The sequence below is a fragment of the Cohnella suwonensis genome, assembly GCF_042655365.1.
Classification (GTDB): Bacteria; Bacillota; Bacilli; order Paenibacillales; family Paenibacillaceae; genus Cohnella; species Cohnella suwonensis.
Genome location: NZ_JBHSMH010000005.1, coordinates 296,841 through 322,399, shown reverse-complemented (window position 1 = coordinate 322,399; position 25,559 = coordinate 296,841). Strand labels below are relative to the sequence as shown.

The window sequence follows — 25,559 nt, the reverse complement described above, 5'->3', positions numbered from 1 at the left end:
GCCGGATAGACGTTAATCCTCGCTTTACGGCGCATACTACCTTTATGGAGGTGGGGAAATGTCGCCGTTATACGGATCGGCGTTTCTGTGGCTGCTCGCCGCGGTGCTCTGGTGGAGCGGATGGCGGGAGGAGCCGGACGGTCGCGTGCCGCGATGGGCGGTCGGCGTCTTTCTGGCCGGATGGCCGTTCTTGCTTCGGATGGATATCCCGACGCCTTTCGCGACGATTAACGGCGCTTGGGCGTGGACGCTATCGGCGGTATGCGTGCTCGCTTGGAAGACGCCCGGCGCGCGCAGATGGACGGCGCTCTCTTCGGGCGTGTTGCTCGGCGCCGTCTATTTGTTGTTCGGCAGGTTGGCTTCTTACCCCGGGGGATATCCGAGGGCGGCGACGTTATGGTTGCTCGCCGCGATGATCGGATGGATGGCGAGCTTGTTCCTCCGGGCGGCGTCCGACCAGACGCTGGCGATATCGGTCGCGTTCTACTCGAGCGTCGGCTTGATGGCGTTCGTTAAGGGAACGGACGTCGCGGCGCACCCTTTTTGGGCGACGGAATGGACGGAATCGTGGTGGACGGCGGTGCTCGCGGCCCGCTTGTGGACGATCGGCGTCGATGCGGCCGCGGAAAAGGCGGGCAGATGGATTCCGCGATGGGGAAGCCGAAGAGGAGGATAACGATGGCGATGCACGATTGGCTAGGCTCGCATCACGAATTGCTGGGCGTCGCTTTAGGTACGGGATTCGGGGTAGCCGCAAGGATCTTCATGCTTCGGAGCGACTACAGGCAGTATCCGGCGTACCCGCACGGGAAAATCATTCACTTGGCGCTCGGTCTCATCGCCGGCGCTTTGGGCGCGGTTGCGGTTCCGGCGCTGTACAACAAAGACTACACGGCGATCACGTTCCTGTCTCTTGCCGCCCAACAATTCAGGGAAGTACGCAACATGGAACGAAACACGCTGACCGCGATCGATCACCTGGAGCTCGTGCCCCGGGGCGCGGCTTACATCGAAGGCATCGCCGTCGTGTTCGAGGGAAGGAACTATTTGTCCATTCTGACGGCATTCGTCACGAGTATGGTCGTCATGCTTTCGACTTGGTGGGCGGGAGCGATCGCGGGGGCGATCTTGCTTTTCGTCGTGCATCGCTTCATGAAAGGAAAGAAAATTACGCATATCGCCGACGTAGAGAGAGCCGAGGTCAAGCTTGACGGGCCGAATCTCTACGTAGGAGACGTGTACATGATGAACGTCGGTTTGGACGAGAACCGCGAGATTATTCGCGAACAGGGGGTCGGATATATTCTGACGCCCAAGAGCGACGACGCGAAAGTGACGATCGCCAATATGGGGCAACGGCAGGCGATTCTCCACGACGTATCGACGAGACTCGGCGTCTATCGCGACGACGGCGATCCCGCTCTTCTGCCGATCGCGAAGCTCGGCTTGAAGACGGGCAAACTGGGCATTCTCGTGTTGCCGCGGGAGAAGGACGAGGATAAAGCATATCAAGCCGTCAGTAACGTTCCGCTGCTCGAAGCGGCGGTCCGCAAACCGACGGAGGCGAATAGGAAAAGCACGGAGGGGAACGCCGTTGGCTAAAATCGTTGGCATCGTGACGACCGCCAGGGAGAGCGTCGGAGGCGGAGCGCCGATCTTCATCGCGAAGGACAGGGAAGATTTGCAGACCGTGTCCCATCTGCTCGAGAAAGTGCTCGACTGCGCGGTGCACGAAGTTCATTCCGACCTGTTCATTATCGTCGACCGCCATTAATTGGCGCCCGAGGCATGACGAGCGAGAAGAATCGTTAGCAAAGCCGCACGATTTTTGATATGATGAAAGTTGTGGTTGTTTTTAACGCTATCGTCATCAAGGCGACAAAGCAGTGCGACTAGTTGAGGAGTGAAAATATGGCAAGACCCGTAATCGCCATCGTCGGCAGACCGAACGTCGGCAAATCGACGATATTTAACCGGATCATAGGCGACCGGCTTGCGATTGTCGAAGACAAACCGGGCATTACCCGGGATCGGATCTACGGCACTGGCGAGTGGAATGGCAAAGCTTTTAGCGTTATCGATACCGGAGGCATCGAGATCGACGGAGAGGACAGCTTGTTGCGCTCGGTGCGCGCCCAGGCGGAACTCGCCATCGAGGAGGCCGACGTCATCATATTCATGGCGGATGCCAAAGCCGGCGTCACGCATTCGGACGAAGAAGTCGCTCAAATGCTGTTCAGGTCCCGCAAGCCGATCGTGCTCGGGGTCAACAAAGTGGACAATCTCCAGCGGATGGAAGACATCTACGAGTTTTATTCCCTCGGATTCGGCGAGCCGATTCCGCTGTCCGGTTCCCACGGGACGGGCATCGGCGACTTGCTCGACGCCGCGGTCTCGCAGCTCCCCGTGAAGGAAGACGTGACCTATAACGACGACGTCATCAAGGTCGCTCTCATCGGACGCCCGAACGTCGGCAAATCGTCGCTCGTGAACGCCATTCTCGGCGAGGAACGCGTCATCGTTAGCAATGTCGCGGGAACGACGAGGGACGCAATCGATACGCCGTTCGAGAAGGACGGACAGAAGTACGTGCTTATCGACACGGCCGGCATGCGCAAGCGGGGCAAAGTGTACGAGACGACCGAGAAATACAGCGTTATGAGGTCGATGCAGGCCATCGAGCGTGCGGATGTCGTCCTCGTCGTCATCAACGGCGAAGAAGGCATCATCGAGCAGGATAAGCATATCGCGGGTTATGCGCACGAGAACGGCAAAGCCGCGTTGTTCGTCGTGAACAAATGGGACGTCGTCGAGAAAGACGACAAAACGATGCAACACTTCACGAACACGATCCGCGATCACTTCCTGTTCATGTCGTACGCGCCCGTCGTTTATTTATCGGCGCTGACGAAATCCCGGCTGGGCAAGCTGCTGCCGGTCGTTAACCACGTCGCCGAGCAACACGCGCTTCGCGTCCCGACGAACGTGCTGAACGACATCATCTCCGACGCGGTCGCCATGAACCCGCCGCCGACGGACAAAGGTCGCAGGCTGCGCATCAATTACGTGACGCAAGTCGCGGTCAAGCCGCCGACGTTGCTTATCTTCGTTAACGACCCCGAATTGATGCATTTTTCTTATGAACGTTACTTGGAGAACAAAATCCGCGCCGCGTTCGCGTTCGAAGGAACGCCGCTTCGGTTGTTCACCCGTAAGAAATCCGATCAAGATTAGGGGAGGCCGTCGTGTTGAGTGCGACCATCGCGATTATCGTCAGTTATTTGTTAGGTTCCGTTTCCTTTAGCATTCTGATGGCCCGCTGGCTGCGCAAAATCGACATCCGCGATTTCGGCAGCGGCAACGCGGGAGCGACGAACACGCTGCGGGTACTCGGCAAGGGTCCCGCGCTGTTAGTGTTTCTTCTCGATTTCGCGAAAGGCTCCGTCGGCGCGCTGATCGGCATGGGTCTCGGCGACGGGCATCACTGGGTTCCGGTCGCTTGCGGTCTCGCGGCGATCGCCGGGCATAACTGGCCGATTTATTTTCGCTTCAAAGGCGGGAAAGGCATTGCGACCACCGTCGGCGCGCTCGTCATCTGGGGATTCCTGCCGACGCTTATCGCGGGGCTCGTCGCCATCGCCGTTATCGCCCTCACGAAATACGTATCGCTCGGCTCGATGATTCTCGGCGTCTTGCTTCCGATCCTTTTCTACGCGTTCGATCTGAACGCGGCTTACGTCTGGGGAGCGGTCGTCGTCGGCGCGCTCGCGCTCGTGAGACATCGCAAAAACATCGTGAAGCTGGCTAACGGTACCGAGAACAAGCTGGGCGGAGGGAAGAAGGGTGAGCCACATGGCGCTTAAAATCGCGGTACTCGTCGCCGGAAGCTGGGGGACGGCGTTATCGAGGGTTCTAGCGGACAACGGCCACACTGTCGCGTTATGGACGAGAAACGCGGGGCAGGCGGACGAAATCAACCGGAATCGCACGAACGAGAAGTATTTGCCGGGAGCGGATCTTCCGGCCGCCATTACGGCGACGACGGACATGGCGGAAGCGCTGGACGGCGCAGCGGCCGTGCTCGTCGTCGCGCCTTCCTCCGCCATGAGAGACGTCGCCCGTTTGGCGAAACCGCACTTACATAACGACTCGCTCGTCATTCACGCGACGAAAGGGTTCGAGATCGACAGCCTCAAGCGGATGTCCACCGTTCTATCCGAGGAATTGGGACGTCCGGAAGGCGCGATCGTCGTGCTCTCCGGACCGAGCCACGCGGAAGAAGTCGTGAAGCGGTTGCCGACGACGATCGTCGTCGCCGCCCAGGATGTCGCGTGCGCGCAGGCGGCTCAAGATTTGTTCATGAACGGCGAATACTTCCGCGTGTACACGAACCCGGACCACATCGGCGTCGAGACGGCCGGGGCGATCAAGAACATCATCGCGCTGGGCGCGGGCTTATCCGACGGGCTCGGCTTCGGCGATAACGCAAGGGCGGCGCTTATCACCCGCGGACTCGCGGAGATCGCCCGTCTCGGCGCGGCGATGGGGGCGAACCCGCTTACGTTCGCGGGAATCGCCGGCGTCGGCGACCTGATCGCGACTTGCACGAGCAAGCACAGCCGCAATTGGCGGGCGGGCTCTCTCCTGGCGCAAGGCGTTCCGGCGTCGGAAGTGCAAGACCGGATCGGCATGGTCGTGGAAGGCGTTCGGACGACGAACGCGGCCCATGCGCTCGCACGCGAATACAACGTCGAAATGCCGATCATGGCGCAGCTGTACGCGGTGTTGTTCGAAGGTCTGTCCCCGGATCGCGCCGTCGGCGCGCTGATGGGTCGCGTCAAGACGCACGAGATCGAAGAAATCAAGGAAAAATGGATCCAAGGCTAACCCCGCAAAAAGCGGAAGCGGCCTTACCCGAAACCGGGTAACGAGCCCACACGCTTATGTCCTTCTCCTCATAGGATGCATGGCAACGACCCGGAGGAGGGGAAGCATGGACAAATTTCCGAAAGATTTGCTCGGAGCCGTAAACAAGAAATCGGGCAAAAACATTTCCGAGAATTCGATCAAAAAAATCGCGAGCGGCGTCTCGTCCAGCACGATGCAGAGCGAAGCGCAAATCCGGCAGCTTATCAAGCAGGTCTCCACGATGGCGAACGTACCCGTATCCGAGGATACCGTGAAGGAAATCGTGAACACCGTGAAGAAAAGCGGCATGAACATGAACAGCCTGGAGTCGCTCATGAAAATGATGATCAAGAAGTGACGCGAAACGGTCCTTAGTCGGCTTTTGCCGGGTAAGGGCCGTTTTTGTTTCCCTTTGGCATCGAATTCTCTTTCGAAATCGACAACTTTATGACAATTCGGCCATTGGCGGGATGCTAGCTTGGAGAAGTTTCCGCCAAAATGGTATAATATGATGCATTTATCGTAGTGCCAAGACGGAGGAACTTTTCGATGTTACTGATGTTGCAAGCCTTTACGGCTGTCGCCAAGCTCGACGGCATGATGAAAATGTGGTTTTCTTTCATCGGCATGGGATTGATGATCGTATCCGCGTTGTTGATTTTTTTCGCGAGAAGCAAAACGAAGGGATGGATCCGCGTCGTCCTTACGATCGTGTCGGTCATTATTCTCATTTACGGTTGCGGGTTCGAATTGGTCGCCCTCTTCTAATCGAAATCGGGATTGCGAGTGAAACGTCTTGTTAACGCTAACTGGTAAAACCATCACGAAAACGGTCGAGCCGCAACCCGGCAAGACGCTGCTGAGCCATGCCGCCGACGCATCGGTGGATTGGCTGTTTAATTGCTCCAGAGGGACGTGCGCGAAGTGCAGGTGCATCGTGACCGAAGGGGCCGATTTGCTCGAGGACTACACGGACGCCGAATGGGACCGGCTCGGACCGGACGAACTGGACGCCGGCTATCGTCTAGGCTGCCAAGCGGTCGTCCTTAAGAGCGGCGACATCGCGGCGAAGAACAAAACATATTTCTGAAACGGGATAGGAAGTGGTTCGCATGAACGACGCCGAAAGTTCGGAAGCGGCGCTGGCGAAGCTTTCGGAGCTTCTGGAAGCGAGCGGCGCTCGCTGGGTCGTCGGCGGCAGCACGGGGCTGGCGCTGCGCGGCGCCGAGCTCGGCCGCGCCCCTCGGGACGTCGATCTATATGCCGACGGGCGCGACGTTCGACCGATTCACGAACGGCTTGCCGGGTTCGCGATCGACGTTCCCGCGGAAGACGAGACGGACAAGTACCGCTCGATATTGTCGCACTACGACCTTCACGGAACGATCGTCGAACTGGTCGGACAGTTCCGCGTGGCGGCAAGGGATTCGGTATACGAGACGGAAGTGTCCGATTTCTTGTTTCCGTCGGGAGACGAAGTTCGGCTCGAAGGAAGAAGCGTCGTACTCGTTCCGCTAGCGCACGAGCTCGTGTTTAATTTATTAAGGGACCGCCGCGACAGGGCGGAAGCGACGGGCGCGCTCATGGCCGCCGATCCGGAACGCCATCGTCCGTTGCTTGAACGGTTGCTCGAACGGAACCGGATATCGGAAGAGATTGTCGCGTTGGCGAGAACGTACGCGGGTTGCGGCGAATGCCGCTGAGCGCGGGCGAAAGGGGCGACCATTGCCGATGAGCAAGACGAGAACCGTAACGTTCCTGCCGGACGGGATCCAAGTCGCCGTCCGTCCGGGGACGACATTGCTAGAAGCTTCTCGGCGCGCCGGCGTGCCGATACGGACCCGCTGCGGCGGAGTCGCGGGGTGTCTAATGTGCAAGGTGAACGTCCCCGCCGAGCATGCGGGAGCTCTCCTGCCTCCGACGGAGGCGGAAACGCGCAAGCTCGGGTCGCAGCTAGAAGAAGGCTTCCGCCTGAGCTGCCAAGCGAGGGTTGCCGGAGACGCGGAAGTCGTCGTGCCGGAGGATCCTCTGAAGGCGGCCATCCGCAAAAAGCTGGCGGAACAGAACGAAGAGGACGATTGGTTCAGATGAGAGGGATCGGGAGGATTCATTTATGAAGGCACCACAATGGGTTCGAGCGACGGCCGTAACCTTGATCGTCGCGGCGTTGCTGACGCTGACGGGCTGTCTGTACCCGGAAGATCAGACGCCGGGCAACGACGGCTCCGTCAGGCAAGCGGTTCTCGCCGTTCAAGACTCGGTTGACAGATATCGGGAGCAATCGGGGCTGCTGCCGATCCAGAATGCGGACGCGAGCGTACCGCTCTACGAGAAATACAAGATCGACTTCGGCAAGCTCAAACGAATGGGCTTCATCGGCCAGGTGCCGTCCGCGGCGTTCGAGAACGGAGGCGAGTTCCAGTTTCTAGTCATCGACGAAGAGACGAATCCGCAGGTCAAGCTGCTTGACCTGGCGACCTACCAGACGATCACCGACGTCCAGAAGAAGGTCGATGCCTATCGCGCCGCGCACGCGGACAAGCTGCCGGCCGGAGCTGAGCTTTACGCGGGTTATCCTTCGATCGACTTCGGAAAGCTGGGGATGAAGGAGCCGGACATCGTCAGCGTCTATTCCCGCCAGACGCTTAACGCGATGCTCGACGGCAACGGCCAGGTCCGCGTCGACTACGGCATCGATATCGTCACGGCGATCAAGAAATCGGGCGCCGAGCCGAAGCCGGACGAAGACTTGAGGCGCGTGTTGATCGAGCAATCGTATTACGTGCCCGTTAAGTCTCCGGAATACGTCTGGACGAACGGGGAGCCCGTCCCGGTTGCCGTTCATTAATCCGATTAATTCGAACAATGAAAAAAGCCTCATCCCAATACCGACGAGTCGGTAACGGGATGGGGCTTTTTAGTCGAAAGATTATTTTTTCTTGGCCGACGGCGCTTTCGGCGTTGCGGTTACGTTGGACGTTAAGGCGATGACCTCGGTTTTCTTCAAGGCGACGACGTTGAAGTGATAGACCGTTCCGTTTTTGAGCTTCGAGAACGTATACGTGAACGTCGCGCTCTTGACGGAAGCGGCCGGGATCGTAATTGGCTTCTCGTATACCGGATTGCCTGCGGCGTCTTTTTTCGTCCAGTATTGGATTTGGTAGCTCGTCGCTCCGGCAAGCTTGTTGAACGATACGGCAATCTTCGCATTGCCTGCTTTGGCCGCGACGCCCTTGACGACGGGCTTGGCTGCCGGCTTAACGACAGGCTTTTCTATCGGTTTGACGATCGGCGTACCCGTCGCTCTTCCATGAGCGATGATCTCGGCGTCTTTGGAATAGCCAGTGACGTCGATCGTGTAGCCGGTGTCGTTCGCTAGCTCTTTGAACGTATAGCTTGCGGTGTCTGACGAGACCACGCCGGCGAGCACCGTAACATCCCGGAAAGGTAGCTTTTCTTCGGATTTCCGGATCTCGAGAATGAATGAAACGGCTTCGGTGCTTTCAGAAAATTTTACCGGGAATTGTACCGTTAATTGCTTGTCCCCTGGAACTGTTTTAACGGGTAGGCTAGCGACTTCAGGGTTTCCGTACACGTCGCGGGTAACGGAAGCGGCTTGCACTGGCATTGCGAATGTGATTAGGGAAGCGGCTAATAGAGCTAGGAACAGAAAACGCGGTTTTTTTCTCATGCGGATCGTCCTTTCGAAGGTAAGGTTAAGTTAGTAATTGCTCGAACAACCTATTATTCGGTTTTTTTCGCGATCGAGTGAATAGATGCAAAAAAATCGCAGGGTCGCGAGGGCGGAAGTCATACGTGTGTCCCTTCTTTCATATGCTCATGGGGGAAACAACGAGGCGCCGGCGGACGTTGGCCGGCTTGGCAAACATTTTGCGAGCGGCGTCATATTCGGGGCGTTCGCACATACAATGTTACCAGTCCAAGTTCGTGTACGAGTTCCGCCCTATGGCGGGTCACGAAAGTTTCGCGATTACGATGGGAGGGAATCTCTAGTGGAAAAAGTGGACATTTTCAAGGATATCGCCGAGCGCACCGGCGGCGACATCTACCTCGGGGTCGTGGGTGCCGTACGCACGGGCAAATCGACCTTTATTAAACGGTTTATGGAAACCGTCGTATTGCCGAACATCGCGCACGAAGCCGACCGGGTACGCGCGATCGACGAACTCCCGCAAAGCGCGGCGGGGCGCACGATCATGACGACCGAGCCGAAGTTCGTGCCGAACAACGCCGTTCAATTGAAAGTCGCCGAAGGGCTTGAAGTCAACGTCAGGCTCGTCGATTGCGTCGGGTATACGGTCGAGGGAGCGAAAGGCTTCGAAGACGAAGGCGGGCCGCGCATGATCACGACGCCGTGGTTCGACGACCCGATTCCTTTCCAGGAAGCGGCCGAGATCGGCACCCGCAAAGTGATCCAGGAGCATTCGACGCTCGGCGTCGTCGTCACGACGGACGGCTCCATCGCGGAAATACCGCGTAGTTCTTACGTCGACGCGGAAGAACGCGTCGTCAACGAGCTGAAGGAAGTCGGCAAGCCGTTCGTGCTAATCGTCAACTCCTCGCGTCCGAAGAGCGATGAAGCGCAAGCGCTTCGAAGCGAATTGGCCGCGAAATACGATATTCCCGTCATGGCCGTCAGCGTGGCGACGATGGGCGAAGAAGAAGTGATGGGCGTTCTTCGCGAGGTGCTCTACGAGTTCCCCGTGCACGAAGTGAACGTGAACCTTCCGAGCTGGGTCATGGTGCTGAACGAAGGTCATTGGCTGCGTTCGAGCTACGAGAACTCCGTCCGCGACACGGTGAAAGATATTCGCCGCCTGCGGGACGTCGAACGCGTCGTCGGACAATTCATGGAATACGATTTCGTCGCGCGGGCCGGTCTTAGCGGCATCAACTACGGCCAAGGCGTCGCCGAGATCGATCTGTACGCGCCCGACGAGCTGTACGACAAAATCCTGACGGAAGTCGTCGGCACCGAAATCCGCGGCAAGGATCACCTGCTGCAGCTCATGCAGGAGTTCTCCCACGCGAAACGGGAATACGACCGGTTCGCGGAAGCGCTCGAGATGGTCAAGACGACCGGCTACGGCATCGCGGCGCCTTCTCTCGCGGAGATGGTGCTCGACGAGCCGGAGCTGATCCGCCAAGGATCGCGCTTCGGCGTGAGGCTGAAAGCGACGGCGCCGTCCATTCACATGATCCGCGTCGACGTCGAATCCGAATTCGCGCCGATCATCGGAACGGAGAAGCAAAGCGAAGAACTCGTCCGATACTTGATGCAGGACTTCGAGAAGGATCCGATCAAAATTTGGGAGTCCGATATTTTCGGCCGGTCGCTCCATTCGATCGTCCGCGAGGGCATCCAAGGCAAAATCGCGATGATGCCGGACAACGCCCGCTACAAGCTGCAGGAAACGCTCGGGCGCATTATCAACGAAGGCTCCGGCGGCCTGATCGCTATCATCCTGTAATCCGAATGCCTGGTCGAAAATATAGAAAAGCCCCGACGGCGGAATGAAGCCGTTCGGGCTTTTTGCCGTTCGGGGAAATCTCTTTCGCGCCGGCGTCCGAATGGGAATAGAAATGGAAGCCCTTCCAACGGGGGGCGATTTCGCAACAAAACGCGTCAGGTATTGTCAGATCGAGTCGAATGCCCTAAAATGATGGATGGCATAGGCGGACGGGCCTTTCCAAGATCGGCAATACCATTAATTTATTAAAAACCGATTGACATACTCGGATTATATGTTTATAGTCATTTTATCAAATAGAGAAGATTGAATTGGGAGGCTATCAGACAATGACGCAACGCAAACTGAAAGTTTCGTGGTTCGCATTGGCGCTCGCGCTCGTATTGGTGCTCGCGGCTTGCGGAAACAAAGATGAAAACAATAACGCGGGAAGCTCCGCTTCCGCATCGCCTTCGGCATCCGCCGAACCGTCCGAGAGCGCGTCCGCCGCGCCTGCGGCCGATGCTTTGAAAGGCAAGAAAATCGCGCTCGTCATGCGCTTCAACACCGGCACGTTCTCCGCTCAATACGTAGACGGCGTCAAGAAACAAGTCGCGAAATACGGCGGCGAAGTAACCGTGCTGGCTTCCGACAACGACCTAGCGAAAATGGCGGCGAATCTCGATTCCGCCGTTACGCAGAAGTTCGACGGCATCCTCGTCGACCACGGCGACGCTGCGGCGCTTACGAACGGCCTGAACAACGCGAAAGCGGCCGGCATTCCGATCGTCGCGTTCGACTCCGGCCTGAACGCGTTCGAAGGCATTACGAACCTCGCGCAGAACGACCAATTGCTGGCGCAACTGACGCTGGACAAGCTGGCCGAAGAAGCGGGCGGCAAAGGTAACATCGTTAAAGTATGGGTAGCCGGTTTCCCGCCGATGGAAAGCCGTCAAATCTCTTACAAATCGTTCATCGAGAAAAATACGGGCATCAAGGAAATCGCGGCTTTCGGCGACGCTTCCAACCCGCAGCTCGATACGCAGAATAAGCTCGAGGCGGTATTGAAACAATATCCGAACAAAGGCGACATTACGGCGGTATGGGCATCTTGGGACGAGTTCGCCAAAGGCGCCGCCAACGCGATCAAGCAAGCCGGCCGCGACGAAATCAAAGTATACGGCATCGACCTCAGCGACGAAGACTTGAAGCTGATCCAAGATCCGACGAGCCCATGGGTCGCTTCCGCGGCGGTCGATCCGACTTCGATCGGAACGGTTCAAGTGCGTTACCTGTACCAGAAGTTCCATGGCGAAACGACGCCTCCGGAAGTGCAATTGGAACCGATCTTCGTGCACCGCGACGCGTTGCCGAAAGACAAAGTGATCACGACGGCCGAACTGGCTCAATACGTTCCCGGCTGGGGAAGCAGCGATCTGGGCAACACGGACTTCTTGAAAGAACTCGAAACGGCTGTAGGCGCGCAATAATCGAATCGCTAAAAGCACGGCACGGCGCGGAATTTCTCCGCGCCGTTTCCTGCTGTACATAGCTCGAAATCCAAGCTTGGAAGGAGGCGGAGCGGACTTGAACGCAAATTCGCCGTCGGCATTGCACATGAAAGGCGTATCCAAATCGTTCGCGGGCGTTAAGGCGCTCAAAAACGTCGATTTCTCCGTGCGCGGAGGAGAAATACACGCGTTGCTCGGAGCGAACGGAGCTGGGAAAAGCACCCTGATGAAAATATTGTCCGGAGCGTACGAATCCGACGAAGGGAAAATCGAAGTCGCGGGCGCCGAATACGATTTCCGGTCTCCTTCCGATGCGAAAGCGGCAGGCATCCACTGTGTCTATCAAGAAGTGGATACGTCTCTCGTCCCCCACTTGAGCGTATCGGAAAACATTTCCCTCGATCGTCTCGCCTCTTCGAAGGGGAAAGCCTGGCTGAAATGGGGCAGCCTGCACGAGGAAGCGAAATCGGTTCTCGCCCGAATCGGATTCTCCGAATCGCCGAGAACGCTCGTACGCGACCTGACTCTCTCGGAAAAGCAACTCGTGCTGATCGCCCGGCTTCTCGCCCAGGAAGCGAAGTTCGCGATCTTGGACGAACCGACCGCTCCTCTCAGCTTGGAAGAGACGGAGAAGCTGTTCGGCATCATGAACGGTCTCAAGGATGCGGGCATCGGCGTTATCTTCATCTCTCACCGACTGCCGGAGGTGTTCCGCGTCTGCGATCGCATAACGGTCATGCGAGACGGGGAAAGGGTGCTGACCGAGAACAAGATCGACTTGGAAGTATCGGAAGTCGTTCGCGCGATGCTAGGCCGCACGTTCGAGGAAGAATTTCCGAAGCTCGAAGCGAAAATCGGAGAGCCCGTGCTATCCGTACGCGGTCTCGAAGCGGGCAAGCGGGTCAAAGGCGTCGATCTGGACGTGCGGCGCGGGGAGATCGTCGCCGTCGTCGGACTGGTCGGGGCGGGCAAGACGGAATTGTCGCGAGTGCTGTTCGGCGCCGATCCGGCGGATGGCGGCACGGTGACGGTCGGAGGCCGGCCGGCGAGACTCGGAAGCCCGGCGGCGGCGGTCGGTTCCGGGATCGCTCTCGTGCCCGAGGAACGCCGCAAGGAAGGCATTCTCGTCAGGCATTCCGTGCTTCATAACTTAAGTCTGCCGATCCTGTCGTCGATCAGCAAGCTGGGCTTCTTGTCGGGGAAGGCGGAGCGAGAGTTCGCGGACGACCAGATCAAAGACTTGGGCATTAAGACGCCTTCGCCCTCGCAGCTGACCGCGTATTTAAGCGGAGGCAACCAGCAGAAGGTCGCGATCGGCAAGTGGCTCGGCACGGACGCGGACGTCTTCTTGTTCGACGAGCCGACCAAAGGGGTGGACGTCGGCGCGAAGAGCGATATATTCCGGATTATCGGCAAGCTCGCCCAGCAAGGGAAAGGCATTCTCTATCTGACTTGCGAATTCGCCGAAGCGCTCGGATTGGCGGATCGCATACTCGTCATGTGCGATGGGGCCATCGTTAAATCATTCAACCGCGGGGAAGCGACGCAAGAAGACTTGCTGAACTACGCCAGCGCGGTTCGGGAGGATCTCGAATGAAAAAACATCTTCTTCCGTTCACGTTCAAATACGGCGCCTTGATCTTTATTGGGCTAGTCCTCGTGTTCTTTTCCTTCTGGAACGAACATTTCTTCACTTACGCGAATATGACGGATATTTTGCGTTCGATCTCGATCGTGACGTTCGTCGCGATCGGCGTCACGATCTCGCTGACGGTAGACGGCTTCGACCTGTCCGTCGGAGCGACCGTATCGTTATCGACGGTCGTTACGGCCACGATGATGGTCTGGTACGAGATGCCGCTCGTCGTCGTCATTCTCGTTCCATTTGCCGTCGGCGCCCTGGTCGGCTTGCTGAACGCCTTCCTGATCGTGAAGATCCGCATCCCGGATTTGCTCGCGACGCTGGCGGTCATGTATATCGTGAACGGCATTCATAAGACTTACACGAAAGGTTATTCGATTTACGGCAACATGCCGATGCCGGACGGCTCGACCGCTCCCGGCGTCATGAGCAAGGATTTCCTCTGGATCGGCCAAGGCAAGCTGCTCGGCGTCCCGTTCCCCGTCATCCTGATGCTTCTCGCCGTCATCGCGGTTCACGTCTTTTTCAAATACACGCGCTGGGGCAGGCAAATGATCATGACCGGCGGCAACGAAGAGGCCGCCAGACTGTCGGGATTGAAAGTCAAGAAGGTGCGCGCGCTCGCGTACGTCGCGTCCGGCGTATTCGCCGCCATCGGCGGCCTTCTGTTCGCGTCGCGAATCGGTTCAGGCCAGATCGACGCGGGCGCTCCGATGCTGATGGAGTCCGTCGCTGCCGTGTTCGTCGGCTATTCGGTGTTCGCGGCCGGCAGGCCGAATATCATCGGCACGTTCTTCGGAGCCGTCCTCATGGGCGTACTAGTGAACGGCCTAACGATGATGAACGTGCAATATTACAATACCGACATCGTTAAAGGTGTCGTGCTCGTTCTTGCCCTTGCAGTCACATTCATTCACCTGAATCGCAGAAGGGCATGACGCATTTTCCGGCGGAAACGTCTGAAAATCGCGCCACGCTTGAATATTCCGGAATCCGAAGTGTATAATTTCCGTGTAATCGGTTAAACAGATAACATGCCGACGAGCTCGTCCGGGGAGGTGAATGCAAATGAACAAAACCGAATTGATCGCCAAAGTGGCCGAACTGGCCGATTTGTCCAAGAAAGACGCCACGCAAGCGGTTGACGCCGTATTCGACGTCATCTCCGAAGCGTTGCAAAGCGGAGACAAAGTGCAACTCGTAGGTTTCGGCAATTTCGAGGTGCGCGAACGTTCCGCGCGCAAAGGACGCAATCCGCAAACCGGCGTGGAAATCGAAATTCCGGCCGGGAAAATTCCCGCATTCAAGCCGGGCAAAGCGCTTAAAGAAGGTATCAAATAAGTAGCGGAAAATCTCGATCCATCTGCTGCTTGTAGCGCGCTTTTTGCTTGTCTATCAAGGTTATCCGGGTTGCAACGCTAGAATCGGCTGTGCTATAATCCTCTCGTATTCGATCGGGACGTGGCGCAGCCCGGTAGCGCGCACCCTTGGGGTGGGTGAGGTCGAGAGTTCGAATCTCTCCGTTCCGACCAGACAAGACCGCATACTGCTTTCCCGCTACCGATGCGGGGGGGCAGTTTTTGTTTGACAGTGCTTCATGGAATCCTTCATGATAGATGCAAGGGAGGAGGGCTTGAACCGATGGACAACGATATGCAAGAATACGTCGTCATTAAAGCGAAGGACTCCGGCGTGCAAGTGATCGGATTGACCCGCGGGCAGGATACGAAGTTTCACCATACGGAGAAGCTCGACAAAGGCGAGGTGCTGATCGTGCAATTTACCGATCATACGTCCGCCATGAAAATCAGGGGCAAGGCGACGATCATGACGAAACACGGGACGATCGAGACGGATACATAGGACGGGGCGAAGGCGCAGGCATAGCCTGCCCTTTTTGTTTGTACAATGGGTAGGGAGAAGCCTTTCCTTAGAAGGGGGATTTCGCCATGCCCGCCATTCCGTTCAAATCGTTCGTCTTGTTCGTCGCCGCCGGCTTGATCGTTGTTTTGTCGCTGAGCGCGTTGCCTTCGGTCGATCTGAAGCTGGAGCAACGCCGCCAAGCGGTCGCCGTTTTCCAACCCGGCGGGGGAAAGTGGCTGACGGACGACAATCTCGTCGACGAGATGGCTGCCCTTCCGCTTCGCGGACGGCTTGCCAAGGTCGGATGGGACCACGCGATCTTGACCGTCGATCTGACCGGCGCCTCCCAGGGAGACGTCTGGGCGGACATGGCGCAGCTGGTGTCGTTCGCGTGCGCGGACACGCGCAACGTCAAACAACTGCTCGTGCGCATCTTTGCGAGCAAAGCCGGCGGCCGGACGCTCATGATGGCGGCGGAAACGAGGAAAAGCGATTGGAGCGCGGAGGCGCTGGCGGACCCGCTTCTTTCGGCGAAGCTGGCGGACCCCGACGGGCGCGAAATCATCCGCTTGTCCGTGACGACTTCGGGCAAGCGGTGGCTCGCAAATTTTGCAAATTGATGAACAAAGTCCTTGTCTTATGCGAGGCTTTATCGGTTATGTTATAATATATGAAATAAAAATCGATGTTTAACGCAAGTTCAATAAGTCCGATTTTCGAAAAACTTCGTGATCAAAATCGGACTGGCAGCAAGTTCGGAGGCGGTAGGAATGAGTAGAGCAAGGATCGACCAATTGGCCGGCAAATACATGAATCACGACATGATCAGCCTGCATACGGATTTGCCGGAATTTCCGGAGGGCAGGATATCTTTGCTATACGCGGTACTCGGGCAACAGCCCGAGGCGTCGAAGGATAAAGAATTGCTCGCGCTCGTCACGTCGCTCGTGCAAATGGCCCTCGATACGCACGAAATGGTCGATAACGCGCCTCCGTCCGGCATTGGCGGCATGCTCGGCATGAGGGCGCAGCAATTGAAAGTGCTCGCCGGGGATTACTTCAGCAGCCGGTTTTACCATCTGCTGTCGCAGGCCGGTCAGATCGACGCGGTGCGAAGGCTAAGCGAAGCGGTATGCCAGATCAACCGGTTGAAGATGATTTTCTACGGCAAGGCGAAGCAAATGAAAATGAACGCGGAAGAATATCTCCACTACGGCGCAGAGCTGAGATCTGGGCTTTTCCTTTCGTTCACGGGCTTCATGAGCGGTTTGTACGAACGGTTATGGCCGGAGATCTTGAACGGTTTCAGCCGCTGCGAAGTGCTGCTGCACGAGATCGGCAAAGTCGAGTCCAGTACTTCCCTCGACGGAAGCTGGGGCGTATGGCACATCCTGCAGGAAGGCTCTGAGGAGGATCGCCGCATGCTATCGGAACGCCGCGAAGACGCGGGCGCGATCCAGGTTCTGCTGCGCAAATACGACGTCTCCGAGAAGCTCGGCGGCATGCTTCGCCAAGCGACCGGACAATTGCAGACGTCGCTTCAGCGGCTCCAATCGGATAAGCTGCTTCGCGAGCTGCAGCCGATCATCGAACCGTTCGTCCAAGCCGGCAAGCATCGCGCTACCGTACTGAAGGAGTTGGGATAAAGGATTATGATAGACGCGGAATCCAAACAGAAGCATGTTCACGCGGTGTTCGAAAGCATCGCTCCGAAATACGATATGATGAACGACCTCTTAAGCTTTAGACGGCACAAGGCGTGGCGCAGGTTCACGATGCGCAAGATGGAAGTCAAGCCGGGACAGACGTCGCTCGACTTGTGCTGCGGCACTTGCGATTGGACCATTGCCCTCGCGAAGGCGACCGACGGCGGAAAAACGGTCGGCCTCGATTTCAGCCAAGCGATGCTGGACATCGGGCAGACGAAGGTGAACAAGCTCAAGCTCGGAGAGCAAATTACGCTCGTCCAGGGCAACGCGATGGACTTGCCGTTCCCGGACAATTCGTTCGACTTCGTCACGATCGGCTTCGGCTTGAGGAACGTGCCGGACATCGTCCGGACGCTTAAGGAAATGAAACGGGTCGTTAAGCCGGGCGGCAAAATCGTCTGCCTGGAATTGTCCAAGCCTTCGTGGCAGCCGTTCAAAGGCATTTATTATTTTTATTTCGAGAAGTTATTGCCGCTTATGGGCAAATGGTTCGTCAAAAGATACGAGCAGTACCGCTGGCTCCCGGAATCGCTCGCGTCGTTTCCCGATTTGCAGGCGCTCGCTGAGATGTTCCGCGGCGTCGGCATGCGCAACGTGAAAGCCTATCCGCTGACCGGCGGCGTCGCGGCGCTGCATATCGGCACGAAGGGGAATGAAGGCGCATGATCGGCAAAATTCGCGTGTTTCTTGAAATGATCAAATTCGAACATACGCTGTTCGCTCTGCCGTTTGCTTACGTGGGAGCGATTCTCGGCGCGGTGACGGTCGAGAACCGATTACCCGAATGGAGCGAATGCGGCTGGATCTTGCTGGCGATGGTCGGCGCGAGAACGGCTGCGATGGGGCTTAACCGGGTCATCGACAAGGCGATCGACGCCCGGAATCCGAGAACGGCGATGCGCGCCATTCCTGCGGGTCTTCTGAAATCGAAAGATGTCCTTATCTTTATCGTCGTATCTTTCTTCGTCTTGTTCTGGGCCGCGGCGCAGTTGAATTCGCTGGCGGTTAAGCTCCTTCCGATCGCCGTCTTCATGACCGTCATTTATTCGTACACGAAACGATTCACTTGGGCTTGCCATATCGTCCTCGGCCTTACTCTCGGACTTGCGCCGCTTGGCGGATGGGTTGCCGTGACCGGAGGCGTTTCGTGGACGGCGATCATCCTTTACGTGACCGTGGCGTTGTGGACGGCGGGCTTCGATATCATCTACGCTTGCCAAGACGTCGATTTCGACCGCAAGGAAGGCTTGTATTCGATTCCTTCGCGATTCGGCATCTCGCGTGCGCTTGGCATAGCCAGATCGTTCCATGCGCTGACCGCGGCGGGATTCGCTCTTTTGCTCGTCCTGACCGACCTTAGCTGGTGGTACTTCGCGGGTATGATCGTCGCGGCCGGATTGCTGCTGTACGAGCATCGTCTCGTGAAACCGAACGACTTGAGCAAGCTGAACGCCGCGTTCTTCACGATGAACGGCATTCTGAGCGCCGTCATCTTCTTCTTTACGTTCATCGATCTCGTGGTGGTGAGATCGTGGTAATGCCGACCGACCGCGCAGGACGTGAGCCGCGCAGGTGGGTCGTCGGAATGACGGGCGCCAGCGGCGCGATTTACGGCATTACGTTATGCCGCCAATTGCTCGCTTTCGGATTTCACGTGCACTTGGTCGTGTCCGAAGCGGGTTGGCGCGTGCTGAAGGAAGAAACGGGTTGGGAAGCGACCCGGCGGGTCGACGTTTTGAACGAGCGCTTCGACGGCGCGATCGCGGACAAGCGGATGACCTATCATTCGCTCGCGGACATCGGCGCGAGCATCGCGAGCGGTTCCTTCCGTTGCGAAGGGATGGCGATCGTGCCGTGCTCGATGGGCACGCTGTCCGCCATCGCGAGCGGCGCGTCGACGAATCTGCTCACGAGGGCGGCCGACGTTACGTTAAAGGAAGGACGCCCGCTGCTGATCGTGCCGCGGGAAACGCCGCTTAACGCGATACATCTCGAGAACATGCTGAAGCTATCCCGTCTCGGCGTGCGGATCATTCCGGCGATGCCGGCTTTCTATAACGGCCCGCGGACGCTGGACGATATCGTGAACTTCATGGTCGGCAAAGTCATGGACGGCATGGGCATCGAGCATCATATTTACAGAAGATGGGGACAACCCGATGACGAACAATAACGAAAGAAACGCGCGGCCGATTAAACTCGGCCGCATTTCATACGCGAATTCTTGGCCCGTGTTCCATCATTTCGATCCCGCTGATATTCCTTACGCGATGGAGCTCCATTCGGATTTGCCGGCGACTTTGAACCGGAAGCTCCGTTCCGGCGACATCGACATGGCCGCGATTTCGTCTTACGCCTACGGCGTATCTTCGGATTCGTATTACGTTCTTCCGAACTTGTCGGTCAGCGCGTTCGGCAAAGTCCAGTCGATCCTGCTGTTCCTTAAGTCTCCGCTTGAGCAAGCGATCAATGGCAAAATCGCGCTGACGACCACATCTGCGACGTCCGTGAACCTGCTGAAGATCATCATGGAGAAATTTTACGGCGGCAAACCGACTTACGAAGATGCCGAGCCCGCTCTCGAGCAAATGCTCGAGAACGCGGATGCCGCGCTACTGATCGGGGATCACGCTATCCGCGCCTCCTGGACGAACCACGGCTATCGCGTGCTCGATCTCGGCGAAGTATGGAACGTCTGGACGGGGCATTGGATGACGTTCGCCCTGTGGGCCGTCCATAAAGACACGGCGCATCGCTATCCCGAGGCGGTTCATAGCATTTACGAGGGATTGCTCCGTAGCAAAGCGAAGTCCTATTCGGACATGGGGCCGATCGTCGCGAAGGCGACGAACCAGATCGGCGGCGATTCCGGCTACTGGGAACGCTATTTCGCCTGCTTGCGCCACGATTTCGGTCCGGTGCAGCAAGCCGGACTCAGACTGTATTTCCGCTACGCGAAAGAACTCGGACTGATGGAGAACGAACCTTCTCTTCTGGAATTACCGGGTCTTCCCGTAACGGACACCTTAACGAACCGCAGGTGAACTCATGAAATTAATTCAGCTTTACGCTTCAATGAAATCGGAGCTCCAATCGATAGAGGACGAGATGGCGCGGACGGTCACTTCCGACTTGCCGATCCTGAGCGAGACTTCGCTTCACCTGCTCAAGGCCGGCGGTAAGCGGATTCGTCCGGTCGTCGTCTTGCTGTCCGGCAAGTTCGGCAACTATTCGCTCGAGACGCTCAAGAAGGTCGCGGTGCCGCTCGAGCTGATCCACATGGCCACGCTCGTCCACGACGACGTCATCGACGACGCCGATACGCGCCGCGGCCAATTGACGGTTAAGTCCAAATGGGACAACCGGATCGCGATGTATACCGGGGATTACATATACGCCAAGGCGCTGACGGTCGTCACGGAGCTCGACAAGCCGAGAATCCATCAGATTCTATCCGGCTCGATGGTGCAGATGTGCATTGGAGAGATGGAGCAGATCCGCGACTTCTTTAACGTCGATCAGAGCATCCGTAATTACTTAAGGCGAATTCGCCGCAAGACGGCGCTGCTGATCGCGATCAGCTGCCGGCTCGGCGCGATGGCGACCGACGCTCCGGCCCGCGTCAGCAACACGCTGTACACGTTCGGCTACAACGTCGGCATGGCGTTCCAGATTACGGACGACCTACTCGATATTTGCGGCACGGAGAAAGCGATCGGCAAGCCGCCGGGAAGCGATCTTCGGCAAGGCAACATCTCGCTTCCGGTATTGTTCGCTCTTCAGGATCCGGCGATTCGCGATACGCTTCTCGACGAGATCAAGCGGATTCGCGCGCAAGAAGGACAAGCCGTTTCGTCGGCGGCAGTGAAGCTCGTCAGGTCAAGCCAAGGCATCGGCATGGCGGAGAAGCTAGCGGATCGTTACATCGCGAAAGCGCTGAAAGCGCTGGAGACGTTGCCCGATATTCCGGCCAAAAGGAATTTAGCCGATATCGCCCGTTTTGTGGCGAAACGGAGTTATTAAGTCCGCGATTTTATGGTAATATAGTGGATACGCCATCCAGGGATGGTTGAAAGGAGAGAACGCATGGAGAGAACCTACTTAATGGTCAAGCCGGACGGCGTTGAGCGCGGATTGATCGGCGAAATCGTAGGCAGATTCGAGCGCAAAGGCTTGAAGCTGGTCGGAGCCAAGCTCATGAAAGTGTCGCTGGAGCGCGCCGAAAGGCACTACGCGGAGCATAAGGGGAAAGATTTCTATGAACGGCTCCTGCAATTCATAACTTCCGGACCCGTCTTCGCTATGGTATGGGAGGGCGACCAAGCGGTAGGCCTGACGAGGGCGATGATCGGCAAAACGAACGCGCTGGAAGCCGCTCCGGGCACGATACGAAGCGATTTCGCGATACATACGAATTTCAATTTGATTCACGGTTCGGATTCTCCGGAAAACGCGGACAGGGAAATACGCATCTTTTTCGACGAGGAAGAGTTGCTATCGTACGATAAGGCGATTCAGGTGTGGATATAGGAGGACGCCATCATGGGAGACAGAAGCGCGAACCCGCTGGCGAGCGGCGGGCTTTCGGAGGACGAGGATTTCGCGAGGTTCATCGTCAATATCAAGAAGGCGACGTCGATCGACTTGTCCCAATACAAGGAAAATCAAATGCGGCGCCGGTTGACGACGCTGCGGATGAAATACGGCCATCAGACGTTCCAGGACTATTTCGCCGCGCTGACCGCAAGCGATAAAATCCGGAACGAATTTCTGGACCGGATGACGATCAACGTGTCCGAGTTCTGGCGCAATCCGAACCGTTGGCAAGTGCTGAAGGACAAGTTCTTTCCCGCCATGCTGAAGGATAACGGTCGTTTGAACGTGTGGAGCGCGGCTTGCTCGACGGGTGAAGAGCCCTATACGCTCGCGATGATTCTAGACTCGCTCGGCGCGTTGGACAAGTCGTCTTTGCTCGCGACGGATATCGACGAGGGCGTCCTTGCGAAAGCAAAGGACGGCGTCTACTTGGAACGATCCCTTCGCGACGTGCCTCCCGCGTTCGTCTCCAAATATTTTAGCGAAGCCGACGGGGCTTACAAAGTGTCAGATCGGCTGAAGAAGGCGATCAAGCTGCAGAAGCAGAATCTGCTTCTCGACTCTTTCGGCGAACGCTACGACCTGATCGTCTGCCGCAACGTCATGATTTATTTCACGGAAGAAGCGAAGCATCTGCTCTACGGCAAATTCGCCAAGGCGCTGAAGCCGGGCGGATTGCTGTTCGTCGGCAGCACGGAACAGATCTTCTCCCCCGGACAGTACGGCCTTGAGACGGCCGACACTTTTTTCTACCGGCGCGTGAATTAAGCGTATGAGGAATTGGCTGCCAACCGATACTAACGGGTATCAGACGACGTTAGCGGAGGGAGCCATGGACAAACGCAAGGTGATCGCCGCCTATCGGCGAGGGTTGATATCCGTGCAGGAATGCGCGCAAATATTGGGCTTGGATAACGTGGAATTGCTCGGGTACGTGAGGGAACCGAGAGTCCCGGGTTCGAAAGCCGTAACGAAACAGTCCGTCCGCTAAAGACGGGCTGTTTTCTTGTCAAACGCTTTAACGCTGTACTATAATGGTCAAAGATGTTCACGGCTTTACGGCTTAAAGGCTATGGCTGTAGTGGCGATTAGGGAGGAACCGGAGTGAGTTTACGTTATTTGACAGCGGGAGAGACGCACGGTCCGCAGCTTACCGCAATTATCGAAGGATTACCGAGCAACCTGGAGCTTGATTTCGAAGCTTTGAATTTTCAATTGCAGCGCCGCCAGAAGGGACACGGCCGCGGCCGCCGCATGCAAATCGAGACGGATTCGGCGAACATCGTCGGCGGCGTCCGTCATGGACGCACGACGGGCGCGCCTGTCGCCGTCATCGTGGAGAACAAAGACTGGAAGCACTGGACGAGCGTCATGAACGTGGAACCGATCGAAGGCGGAGACGAGGCGAAGCGCCGCGTGTTCCGTCCGCGCCCTGGCCATGCCGACTTGAACGGCGGATTGAAATATAATTTGAGGGATTTGCGCAACGTGCTCGAGCGTTCCAGCGCGCGCGAGACGGCGGCGCGGGTTGCCGTCGGCGCGATCGCCCGCCAATTGCTGGCGAAGTTCGACATTAAAGTCGCCGGACGGGTCGTTTCCATCGGAGAAATCACGGCCGCCGCTCCTTCGCCGGATTTGTCGATCGACGAGTTGATCGCGGTCACTGAGGAATCCCCGGTTCGCGTAACGGACAAGGAAGCCGAACAGAAGATGATCGAGCTGATCGACCGCATGAAAGCGGAAGGCGATACGATCGGCGGCGTCGTCGAGTGCATCGTGACGGGCCTTCCCGTCGGCTTGGGCAGCCACGTGCAGTGGGATCGCAAGCTGGACGGACGACTCGCGCAGGCGGTCATGTCCATCAACGCGTTCAAAGGCGTCGAGATCGGTATCGGCTTCGAAGCGGGCCGTACGCCGGGCTCGAAAGTGCACGACGAAATCATGTATAACGAAGAACGCGGATTCCATCGCGCTTCGAATCGTCTCGGCGGATTCGAGGGCGGCATGACGAACGGCGAACCGATCGTCGTCCGCGGCGTCATGAAGCCGATTCCGACGTTGTACAAACCGCTCGCGAGCGTCGATATCGACACGAAGGAAGCGTTCACGGCGCAAGTCGAGCGCTCCGACGCCTGCGCGGTTCCCGCGGCGAGCGTCGTGATGGAACACGTAGTCGCATGGGAAGTGGCCAACGCGTTCGTGGAGAAGTTCGGCGGAGACTCCGTCGAAGAAATCCAAGCGAACCTCGATAACTATTTGAAACAGATCGGTGCCTACTAATGGCCACCGAGACGCGGGAATTGACCGTCGACCTTGGCGAACGTTCTTATCCGATCTATATCGGAAGCGGCCTGATCGCCGGCGCTGGGGATACGTTCCTGAAACACGGCTTGCCGGTCAAGTCGCCGATCTTGCTCGTGACGGATTCGTCCGTCGTCGAACTTCACGCGGATAAGCTGGAGGCGTCGCTCGGCCAAGCCGGATACAAGGTAACGACGGCCGTCGTCCCTTCAGGCGAAGCGTCCAAGTCGCTCGAGATGCTGGACGAATTGATCGGGGCGGCGCTGGAAGCCGGCCTGGATCGCAAATCGACAGTCGTCGCGCTCGGCGGCGGCGTCGTCGGAGATCTGGCGGGCTTCGTGGCCGCTTCGTTCATGCGGGGCGTTCGATTCGTTCAAGTGCCGACGACGATTCTCGCGCACGACAGCAGCGTCGGCGGCAAGGTCGCGGTCAACCATCGATTGGCCAAAAACATCATCGGCGCGTTCCATCAACCGGAATTCGTGCTGTACGATCTGGATACGCTGGCGACGCTGCCGATTCGGGAAGTCCGCGCCGGTCTGTCGGAAGTAATCAAGCACGGGCTCATCTGGAAAGAGGAGTTCGTCGCTTGGTGCGACGAGAACGCGGATCAGCTTCTTTCGCTCGATCCGGACTCGCTCGGCTACGCGTTGTACGAGGGCTGCCTCGTGAAGTCGATCGTCGTGTCGCGGGACGAGAAGGAGAACGATCTTCGCGCCATCTTGAACTTGGGCCACACGATCGGCCACGCGCTCGAAGCGGTCGCCGGCTACGGCGAGCTCGTTCACGGCGAGGCGATCGCCATCGGCATGGTCGGTTCCGCCCGCTTGGCCGAACGGTTCGGCTATTCGCCGGCAATCGCCTCCGAGACGGAGCGTATTTTCCGAAAGTTCGGATTGCCCGTTCGGTTCCCGGTGGAACTAAGCACGGACGAGATCATGGACGCGATGATGCACGACAAGAAATTCGCGGAAGGAAGCATGGCTTTCGTCGTTCCGACGGCGATCGGCAGCGTGGAAATCCGTAAAGACGTTCCGTCCTCATGGGTGAGGGAAATCGTCGACGGATTAAGAGAGGGGAATGGGCAAGCATGAGCGTGAGGGGAATCCGCGGTGCCATTACGGTTGAAGCAAACGAAGAAAAAGAGATTCTGGACGCGACCATCGAGCTGCTGAACGGCATCGTGGAAGTGAACCGGTTTTCTCCCGAGGATATCGCCAGCGTGTTCGTCACCGTCACGCAAGATTTGGACGCGACCTTCCCGGCGCGGGCGATCCGCCAGATGGAAGGCTGGGAACTCGTCCCTTTGATGTGCTCGCTGGAGGTGCCGGTTAAAGGCAGCCTCGAGAAATGCATCCGCTTGATGGTGCTCGTGAACACGGACGTCGCGCAGAAGGATATTCGTCACGTCTATCTGAACCGTGCCCAAGCGCTTCGCCCGGATTTGGTCGGGAAGTGAACCGGGAAATCGGTAATAAAGTAGATCAAAGCCATATGCGCGAAGAACGCGCCGTTTGTCCCTTCGGGGATGGACGGCGTTTTTTATTTTGAAATAGGG

At 57.5% G+C, this 25,559-nt stretch carries 32 protein-coding genes and 1 tRNA gene; 32 read left to right on the top strand and 1 reads right to left on the bottom strand.

What is annotated here, in order from left to right; genetic code table 11:
- The first annotated feature begins 58 nt into the window (after positions 1 to 58).
- The 12 genes from ACFPPD_RS03625 to ACFPPD_RS03570 all read left to right on the top strand — a co-directional run bounded on the left by ACFPPD_RS03625 (position 59) and on the right by ACFPPD_RS03570 (position 7,756).
- Entirely contained in the window at positions 59 to 676 is a 618-nt protein-coding gene (locus ACFPPD_RS03625; RefSeq protein WP_209743211.1) for a hypothetical protein, read from the top strand.
- 8 nt (positions 677 to 684) lie between these two features.
- Positions 685 to 1,602: a YIEGIA family protein gene (locus ACFPPD_RS03620; RefSeq protein ID WP_209743681.1), complete on the top strand. Its 918-nt coding sequence runs from the start codon at positions 685 to 687 to the stop codon at positions 1,600 to 1,602.
- Positions 1,595 to 1,774 carry a capping complex subunit for YIEGIA gene (locus ACFPPD_RS03615; RefSeq protein ID WP_209743209.1) on the top strand — a complete coding sequence of 60 codons (180 nt, stop codon included), beginning with the start codon at positions 1,595 to 1,597 and terminating at the stop codon, positions 1,772 to 1,774. Before ACFPPD_RS03620 ends, ACFPPD_RS03615 begins: the two co-directional genes overlap by 8 nt.
- 137 nt (positions 1,775 to 1,911) lie before the next feature.
- Complete coding sequence (der, locus tag ACFPPD_RS03610; RefSeq protein WP_209743207.1) at positions 1,912 to 3,234, top strand: ribosome biogenesis GTPase Der; 1,323 nt, start codon at positions 1,912 to 1,914, stop codon at positions 3,232 to 3,234.
- Between the two features lie 11 nt (positions 3,235 to 3,245).
- Positions 3,246 to 3,863, top strand: a complete 618-nt coding sequence (gene plsY / locus ACFPPD_RS03605) for a glycerol-3-phosphate 1-O-acyltransferase PlsY (RefSeq protein ID WP_209743205.1) — start codon at positions 3,246 to 3,248, stop codon at positions 3,861 to 3,863.
- Positions 3,853 to 4,887 carry an NAD(P)H-dependent glycerol-3-phosphate dehydrogenase gene (locus ACFPPD_RS03600; protein ID WP_209743203.1) on the top strand — a complete coding sequence of 345 codons (1,035 nt, stop codon included), beginning with the start codon at positions 3,853 to 3,855 and terminating at the stop codon, positions 4,885 to 4,887. Before plsY ends, ACFPPD_RS03600 begins: the two co-directional genes overlap by 11 nt.
- 106 nt (positions 4,888 to 4,993) lie before the next feature.
- A complete protein-coding gene (locus ACFPPD_RS03595; protein ID WP_209743201.1) occupies positions 4,994 to 5,266 on the top strand; it encodes a stage VI sporulation protein F in 273 nt (90 codons plus the stop codon).
- Positions 5,267 to 5,457: 191 nt separating this feature from the next.
- Entirely contained in the window at positions 5,458 to 5,676 is a 219-nt protein-coding gene (locus ACFPPD_RS03590) for a DUF2768 family protein (RefSeq protein WP_378081253.1), read from the top strand.
- Between the two features lie 28 nt (positions 5,677 to 5,704).
- Entirely contained in the window at positions 5,705 to 5,998 is a 294-nt protein-coding gene (locus tag ACFPPD_RS03585; protein ID WP_209743200.1) for a 2Fe-2S iron-sulfur cluster-binding protein, read from the top strand.
- A 22-nt stretch (positions 5,999 to 6,020) separates the two neighbouring features.
- Positions 6,021 to 6,611: a nucleotidyltransferase domain-containing protein gene (locus tag ACFPPD_RS03580; RefSeq protein ID WP_209743198.1), complete on the top strand. Its 591-nt coding sequence runs from the start codon at positions 6,021 to 6,023 to the stop codon at positions 6,609 to 6,611.
- A 28-nt stretch (positions 6,612 to 6,639) separates the two neighbouring features.
- The gene (locus tag ACFPPD_RS03575; RefSeq protein ID WP_209743196.1) at positions 6,640 to 6,999 is read left to right on the top strand and encodes a 2Fe-2S iron-sulfur cluster-binding protein; all 360 of its coding nucleotides are present in this window, start codon (positions 6,640 to 6,642) and stop codon (positions 6,997 to 6,999) included.
- A 22-nt stretch (positions 7,000 to 7,021) separates the two neighbouring features.
- Entirely contained in the window at positions 7,022 to 7,756 is a 735-nt protein-coding gene (locus tag ACFPPD_RS03570; RefSeq protein ID WP_209743194.1) for a hypothetical protein, read from the top strand.
- 81 nt (positions 7,757 to 7,837) lie between these two features.
- On the opposite strand, the gene ACFPPD_RS03565 is transcribed toward ACFPPD_RS03570, so the two are convergent.
- Positions 7,838 to 8,599, bottom strand: a complete 762-nt coding sequence (locus ACFPPD_RS03565; RefSeq protein WP_209743192.1) for a fibronectin type III domain-containing protein — start codon at positions 8,597 to 8,599, stop codon at positions 7,838 to 7,840.
- 322 nt (positions 8,600 to 8,921) lie between these two features.
- Here ACFPPD_RS03565 and spoIVA point away from each other — a divergent pair, with 322 nt between their 5' ends.
- The 20 genes from spoIVA to aroH all read left to right on the top strand — a co-directional run bounded on the left by spoIVA (position 8,922) and on the right by aroH (position 25,460).
- Entirely contained in the window at positions 8,922 to 10,400 is a 1,479-nt protein-coding gene (gene spoIVA / locus ACFPPD_RS03560; RefSeq protein ID WP_209743190.1) for a stage IV sporulation protein A, read from the top strand.
- A gap of 329 nt (positions 10,401 to 10,729) precedes the next feature.
- Entirely contained in the window at positions 10,730 to 11,869 is a 1,140-nt protein-coding gene (locus ACFPPD_RS03555; protein WP_209743187.1) for a sugar ABC transporter substrate-binding protein, read from the top strand.
- 127 nt (positions 11,870 to 11,996) lie between these two features.
- Positions 11,997 to 13,487 (top strand): sugar ABC transporter ATP-binding protein, encoded by a 1,491-nt coding sequence (locus ACFPPD_RS03550; protein WP_209743677.1) that lies wholly within the window; start codon positions 11,997 to 11,999, stop codon positions 13,485 to 13,487.
- Positions 13,484 to 14,470: an ABC transporter permease gene (locus ACFPPD_RS03545; protein WP_209743185.1), complete on the top strand. Its 987-nt coding sequence runs from the start codon at positions 13,484 to 13,486 to the stop codon at positions 14,468 to 14,470. The genes ACFPPD_RS03550 and ACFPPD_RS03545 overlap by 4 nt, the downstream gene beginning before the upstream one ends.
- Before the next feature lie 130 nt (positions 14,471 to 14,600).
- Positions 14,601 to 14,873: an HU family DNA-binding protein gene (locus tag ACFPPD_RS03540; RefSeq protein WP_209743183.1), complete on the top strand. Its 273-nt coding sequence runs from the start codon at positions 14,601 to 14,603 to the stop codon at positions 14,871 to 14,873.
- 114 nt (positions 14,874 to 14,987) lie between these two features.
- A tRNA-Pro gene (locus tag ACFPPD_RS03535) sits at positions 14,988 to 15,064 on the top strand.
- 109 nt (positions 15,065 to 15,173) lie between these two features.
- A complete protein-coding gene (mtrB, locus tag ACFPPD_RS03530) occupies positions 15,174 to 15,395 on the top strand; it encodes a trp RNA-binding attenuation protein MtrB (protein WP_209743181.1) in 222 nt (73 codons plus the stop codon).
- An 86-nt stretch (positions 15,396 to 15,481) separates the two neighbouring features.
- Positions 15,482 to 16,015, top strand: a complete 534-nt coding sequence (locus tag ACFPPD_RS03525; RefSeq protein ID WP_209743179.1) for a hypothetical protein — start codon at positions 15,482 to 15,484, stop codon at positions 16,013 to 16,015.
- A gap of 150 nt (positions 16,016 to 16,165) precedes the next feature.
- Positions 16,166 to 17,041, top strand: coding sequence for a heptaprenyl diphosphate synthase component 1 (locus ACFPPD_RS03520; RefSeq protein ID WP_209743176.1), 876 nt, complete (start codon positions 16,166 to 16,168; stop codon positions 17,039 to 17,041).
- A 6-nt stretch (positions 17,042 to 17,047) separates the two neighbouring features.
- Positions 17,048 to 17,770, top strand: a complete 723-nt coding sequence (locus ACFPPD_RS03515; protein ID WP_209743174.1) for a demethylmenaquinone methyltransferase — start codon at positions 17,048 to 17,050, stop codon at positions 17,768 to 17,770.
- A complete protein-coding gene (locus ACFPPD_RS03510; protein ID WP_209743172.1) occupies positions 17,767 to 18,642 on the top strand; it encodes a UbiA-like polyprenyltransferase in 876 nt (291 codons plus the stop codon). Before ACFPPD_RS03515 ends, ACFPPD_RS03510 begins: the two co-directional genes overlap by 4 nt.
- A 47-nt stretch (positions 18,643 to 18,689) precedes the next feature.
- Entirely contained in the window at positions 18,690 to 19,277 is a 588-nt protein-coding gene (locus ACFPPD_RS03505; protein ID WP_378081247.1) for a UbiX family flavin prenyltransferase, read from the top strand.
- Positions 19,264 to 20,148: a menaquinone biosynthetic enzyme MqnA/MqnD family protein gene (locus tag ACFPPD_RS03500; protein WP_209743170.1), complete on the top strand. Its 885-nt coding sequence runs from the start codon at positions 19,264 to 19,266 to the stop codon at positions 20,146 to 20,148. The genes ACFPPD_RS03505 and ACFPPD_RS03500 overlap by 14 nt, the downstream gene beginning before the upstream one ends.
- 4 nt (positions 20,149 to 20,152) lie before the next feature.
- The gene (locus ACFPPD_RS03495; protein ID WP_209743168.1) at positions 20,153 to 21,127 is read left to right on the top strand and encodes a polyprenyl synthetase family protein; all 975 of its coding nucleotides are present in this window, start codon (positions 20,153 to 20,155) and stop codon (positions 21,125 to 21,127) included.
- A 63-nt stretch (positions 21,128 to 21,190) separates the two neighbouring features.
- Positions 21,191 to 21,634: a nucleoside-diphosphate kinase gene (gene ndk / locus ACFPPD_RS03490; RefSeq protein WP_209743166.1), complete on the top strand. Its 444-nt coding sequence runs from the start codon at positions 21,191 to 21,193 to the stop codon at positions 21,632 to 21,634.
- 12 nt (positions 21,635 to 21,646) lie between these two features.
- Complete coding sequence (locus tag ACFPPD_RS03485) at positions 21,647 to 22,468, top strand: CheR family methyltransferase (protein ID WP_209743164.1); 822 nt, start codon at positions 21,647 to 21,649, stop codon at positions 22,466 to 22,468.
- Between the two features lie 64 nt (positions 22,469 to 22,532).
- Complete coding sequence (locus ACFPPD_RS03480; protein ID WP_209743162.1) at positions 22,533 to 22,691, top strand: hypothetical protein; 159 nt, start codon at positions 22,533 to 22,535, stop codon at positions 22,689 to 22,691.
- A gap of 113 nt (positions 22,692 to 22,804) precedes the next feature.
- Complete coding sequence (gene aroC, locus ACFPPD_RS03475) at positions 22,805 to 23,980, top strand: chorismate synthase (RefSeq protein ID WP_209743160.1); 1,176 nt, start codon at positions 22,805 to 22,807, stop codon at positions 23,978 to 23,980.
- Positions 23,980 to 25,095: a 3-dehydroquinate synthase gene (gene aroB, locus ACFPPD_RS03470; RefSeq protein ID WP_209743158.1), complete on the top strand. Its 1,116-nt coding sequence runs from the start codon at positions 23,980 to 23,982 to the stop codon at positions 25,093 to 25,095. The genes aroC and aroB overlap by 1 nt, the downstream gene beginning before the upstream one ends.
- Positions 25,092 to 25,460: a chorismate mutase gene (aroH, locus tag ACFPPD_RS03465; protein ID WP_209743156.1), complete on the top strand. Its 369-nt coding sequence runs from the start codon at positions 25,092 to 25,094 to the stop codon at positions 25,458 to 25,460. Before aroB ends, aroH begins: the two co-directional genes overlap by 4 nt.
- Positions 25,461 to 25,559 lie beyond the last annotated feature (99 nt).

Coding starts and splice junctions, on each gene's coding strand:
- ACFPPD_RS03550 (WP_209743677.1), top strand. CDS start 11,997: ATGAAAGGCGTATCCAAATCGTTCGCGGGCGTTAAGGCGCTCAAAAAC.
- ACFPPD_RS03515 (WP_209743174.1), top strand. CDS start 17,048: ATGATAGACGCGGAATCCAAACAGAAGCATGTTCACGCGGTGTTCGAA.
- ACFPPD_RS03625 (WP_209743211.1), top strand. CDS start 59: ATGTCGCCGTTATACGGATCGGCGTTTCTGTGGCTGCTCGCCGCGGTG.
- ACFPPD_RS03600 (WP_209743203.1), top strand. CDS start 3,853: ATGGCGCTTAAAATCGCGGTACTCGTCGCCGGAAGCTGGGGGACGGCG.
- ACFPPD_RS03485 (WP_209743164.1), top strand. CDS start 21,647: ATGGGAGACAGAAGCGCGAACCCGCTGGCGAGCGGCGGGCTTTCGGAG.
- ACFPPD_RS03500 (WP_209743170.1), top strand. CDS start 19,264: ATGACGAACAATAACGAAAGAAACGCGCGGCCGATTAAACTCGGCCGC.
- ACFPPD_RS03525 (WP_209743179.1), top strand. CDS start 15,482: ATGCCCGCCATTCCGTTCAAATCGTTCGTCTTGTTCGTCGCCGCCGGC.
- ACFPPD_RS03575 (WP_209743196.1), top strand. CDS start 6,640: ATGAGCAAGACGAGAACCGTAACGTTCCTGCCGGACGGGATCCAAGTC.
- ACFPPD_RS03480 (WP_209743162.1), top strand. CDS start 22,533: ATGGACAAACGCAAGGTGATCGCCGCCTATCGGCGAGGGTTGATATCC.
- ACFPPD_RS03555 (WP_209743187.1), top strand. CDS start 10,730: ATGACGCAACGCAAACTGAAAGTTTCGTGGTTCGCATTGGCGCTCGCG.
- ACFPPD_RS03590 (WP_378081253.1), top strand. CDS start 5,458: ATGTTACTGATGTTGCAAGCCTTTACGGCTGTCGCCAAGCTCGACGGC.
- mtrB (WP_209743181.1), top strand. CDS start 15,174: ATGGACAACGATATGCAAGAATACGTCGTCATTAAAGCGAAGGACTCC.
- ACFPPD_RS03520 (WP_209743176.1), top strand. CDS start 16,166: ATGAGTAGAGCAAGGATCGACCAATTGGCCGGCAAATACATGAATCAC.
- ndk (WP_209743166.1), top strand. CDS start 21,191: ATGGAGAGAACCTACTTAATGGTCAAGCCGGACGGCGTTGAGCGCGGA.
- der (WP_209743207.1), top strand. CDS start 1,912: ATGGCAAGACCCGTAATCGCCATCGTCGGCAGACCGAACGTCGGCAAA.
- ACFPPD_RS03595 (WP_209743201.1), top strand. CDS start 4,994: ATGGACAAATTTCCGAAAGATTTGCTCGGAGCCGTAAACAAGAAATCG.
- ACFPPD_RS03620 (WP_209743681.1), top strand. CDS start 685: ATGCACGATTGGCTAGGCTCGCATCACGAATTGCTGGGCGTCGCTTTA.
- ACFPPD_RS03495 (WP_209743168.1), top strand. CDS start 20,153: ATGAAATTAATTCAGCTTTACGCTTCAATGAAATCGGAGCTCCAATCG.
- aroH (WP_209743156.1), top strand. CDS start 25,092: ATGAGCGTGAGGGGAATCCGCGGTGCCATTACGGTTGAAGCAAACGAA.
- ACFPPD_RS03510 (WP_209743172.1), top strand. CDS start 17,767: ATGATCGGCAAAATTCGCGTGTTTCTTGAAATGATCAAATTCGAACAT.
- ACFPPD_RS03545 (WP_209743185.1), top strand. CDS start 13,484: ATGAAAAAACATCTTCTTCCGTTCACGTTCAAATACGGCGCCTTGATC.
- ACFPPD_RS03565 (WP_209743192.1), bottom strand. CDS start 8,599: ATGAGAAAAAAACCGCGTTTTCTGTTCCTAGCTCTATTAGCCGCTTCC.
- ACFPPD_RS03580 (WP_209743198.1), top strand. CDS start 6,021: ATGAACGACGCCGAAAGTTCGGAAGCGGCGCTGGCGAAGCTTTCGGAG.
- ACFPPD_RS03505 (WP_378081247.1), top strand. CDS start 18,690: ATGACGGGCGCCAGCGGCGCGATTTACGGCATTACGTTATGCCGCCAA.
- aroB (WP_209743158.1), top strand. CDS start 23,980: ATGGCCACCGAGACGCGGGAATTGACCGTCGACCTTGGCGAACGTTCT.
- ACFPPD_RS03540 (WP_209743183.1), top strand. CDS start 14,601: ATGAACAAAACCGAATTGATCGCCAAAGTGGCCGAACTGGCCGATTTG.
- ACFPPD_RS03570 (WP_209743194.1), top strand. CDS start 7,022: ATGAAGGCACCACAATGGGTTCGAGCGACGGCCGTAACCTTGATCGTC.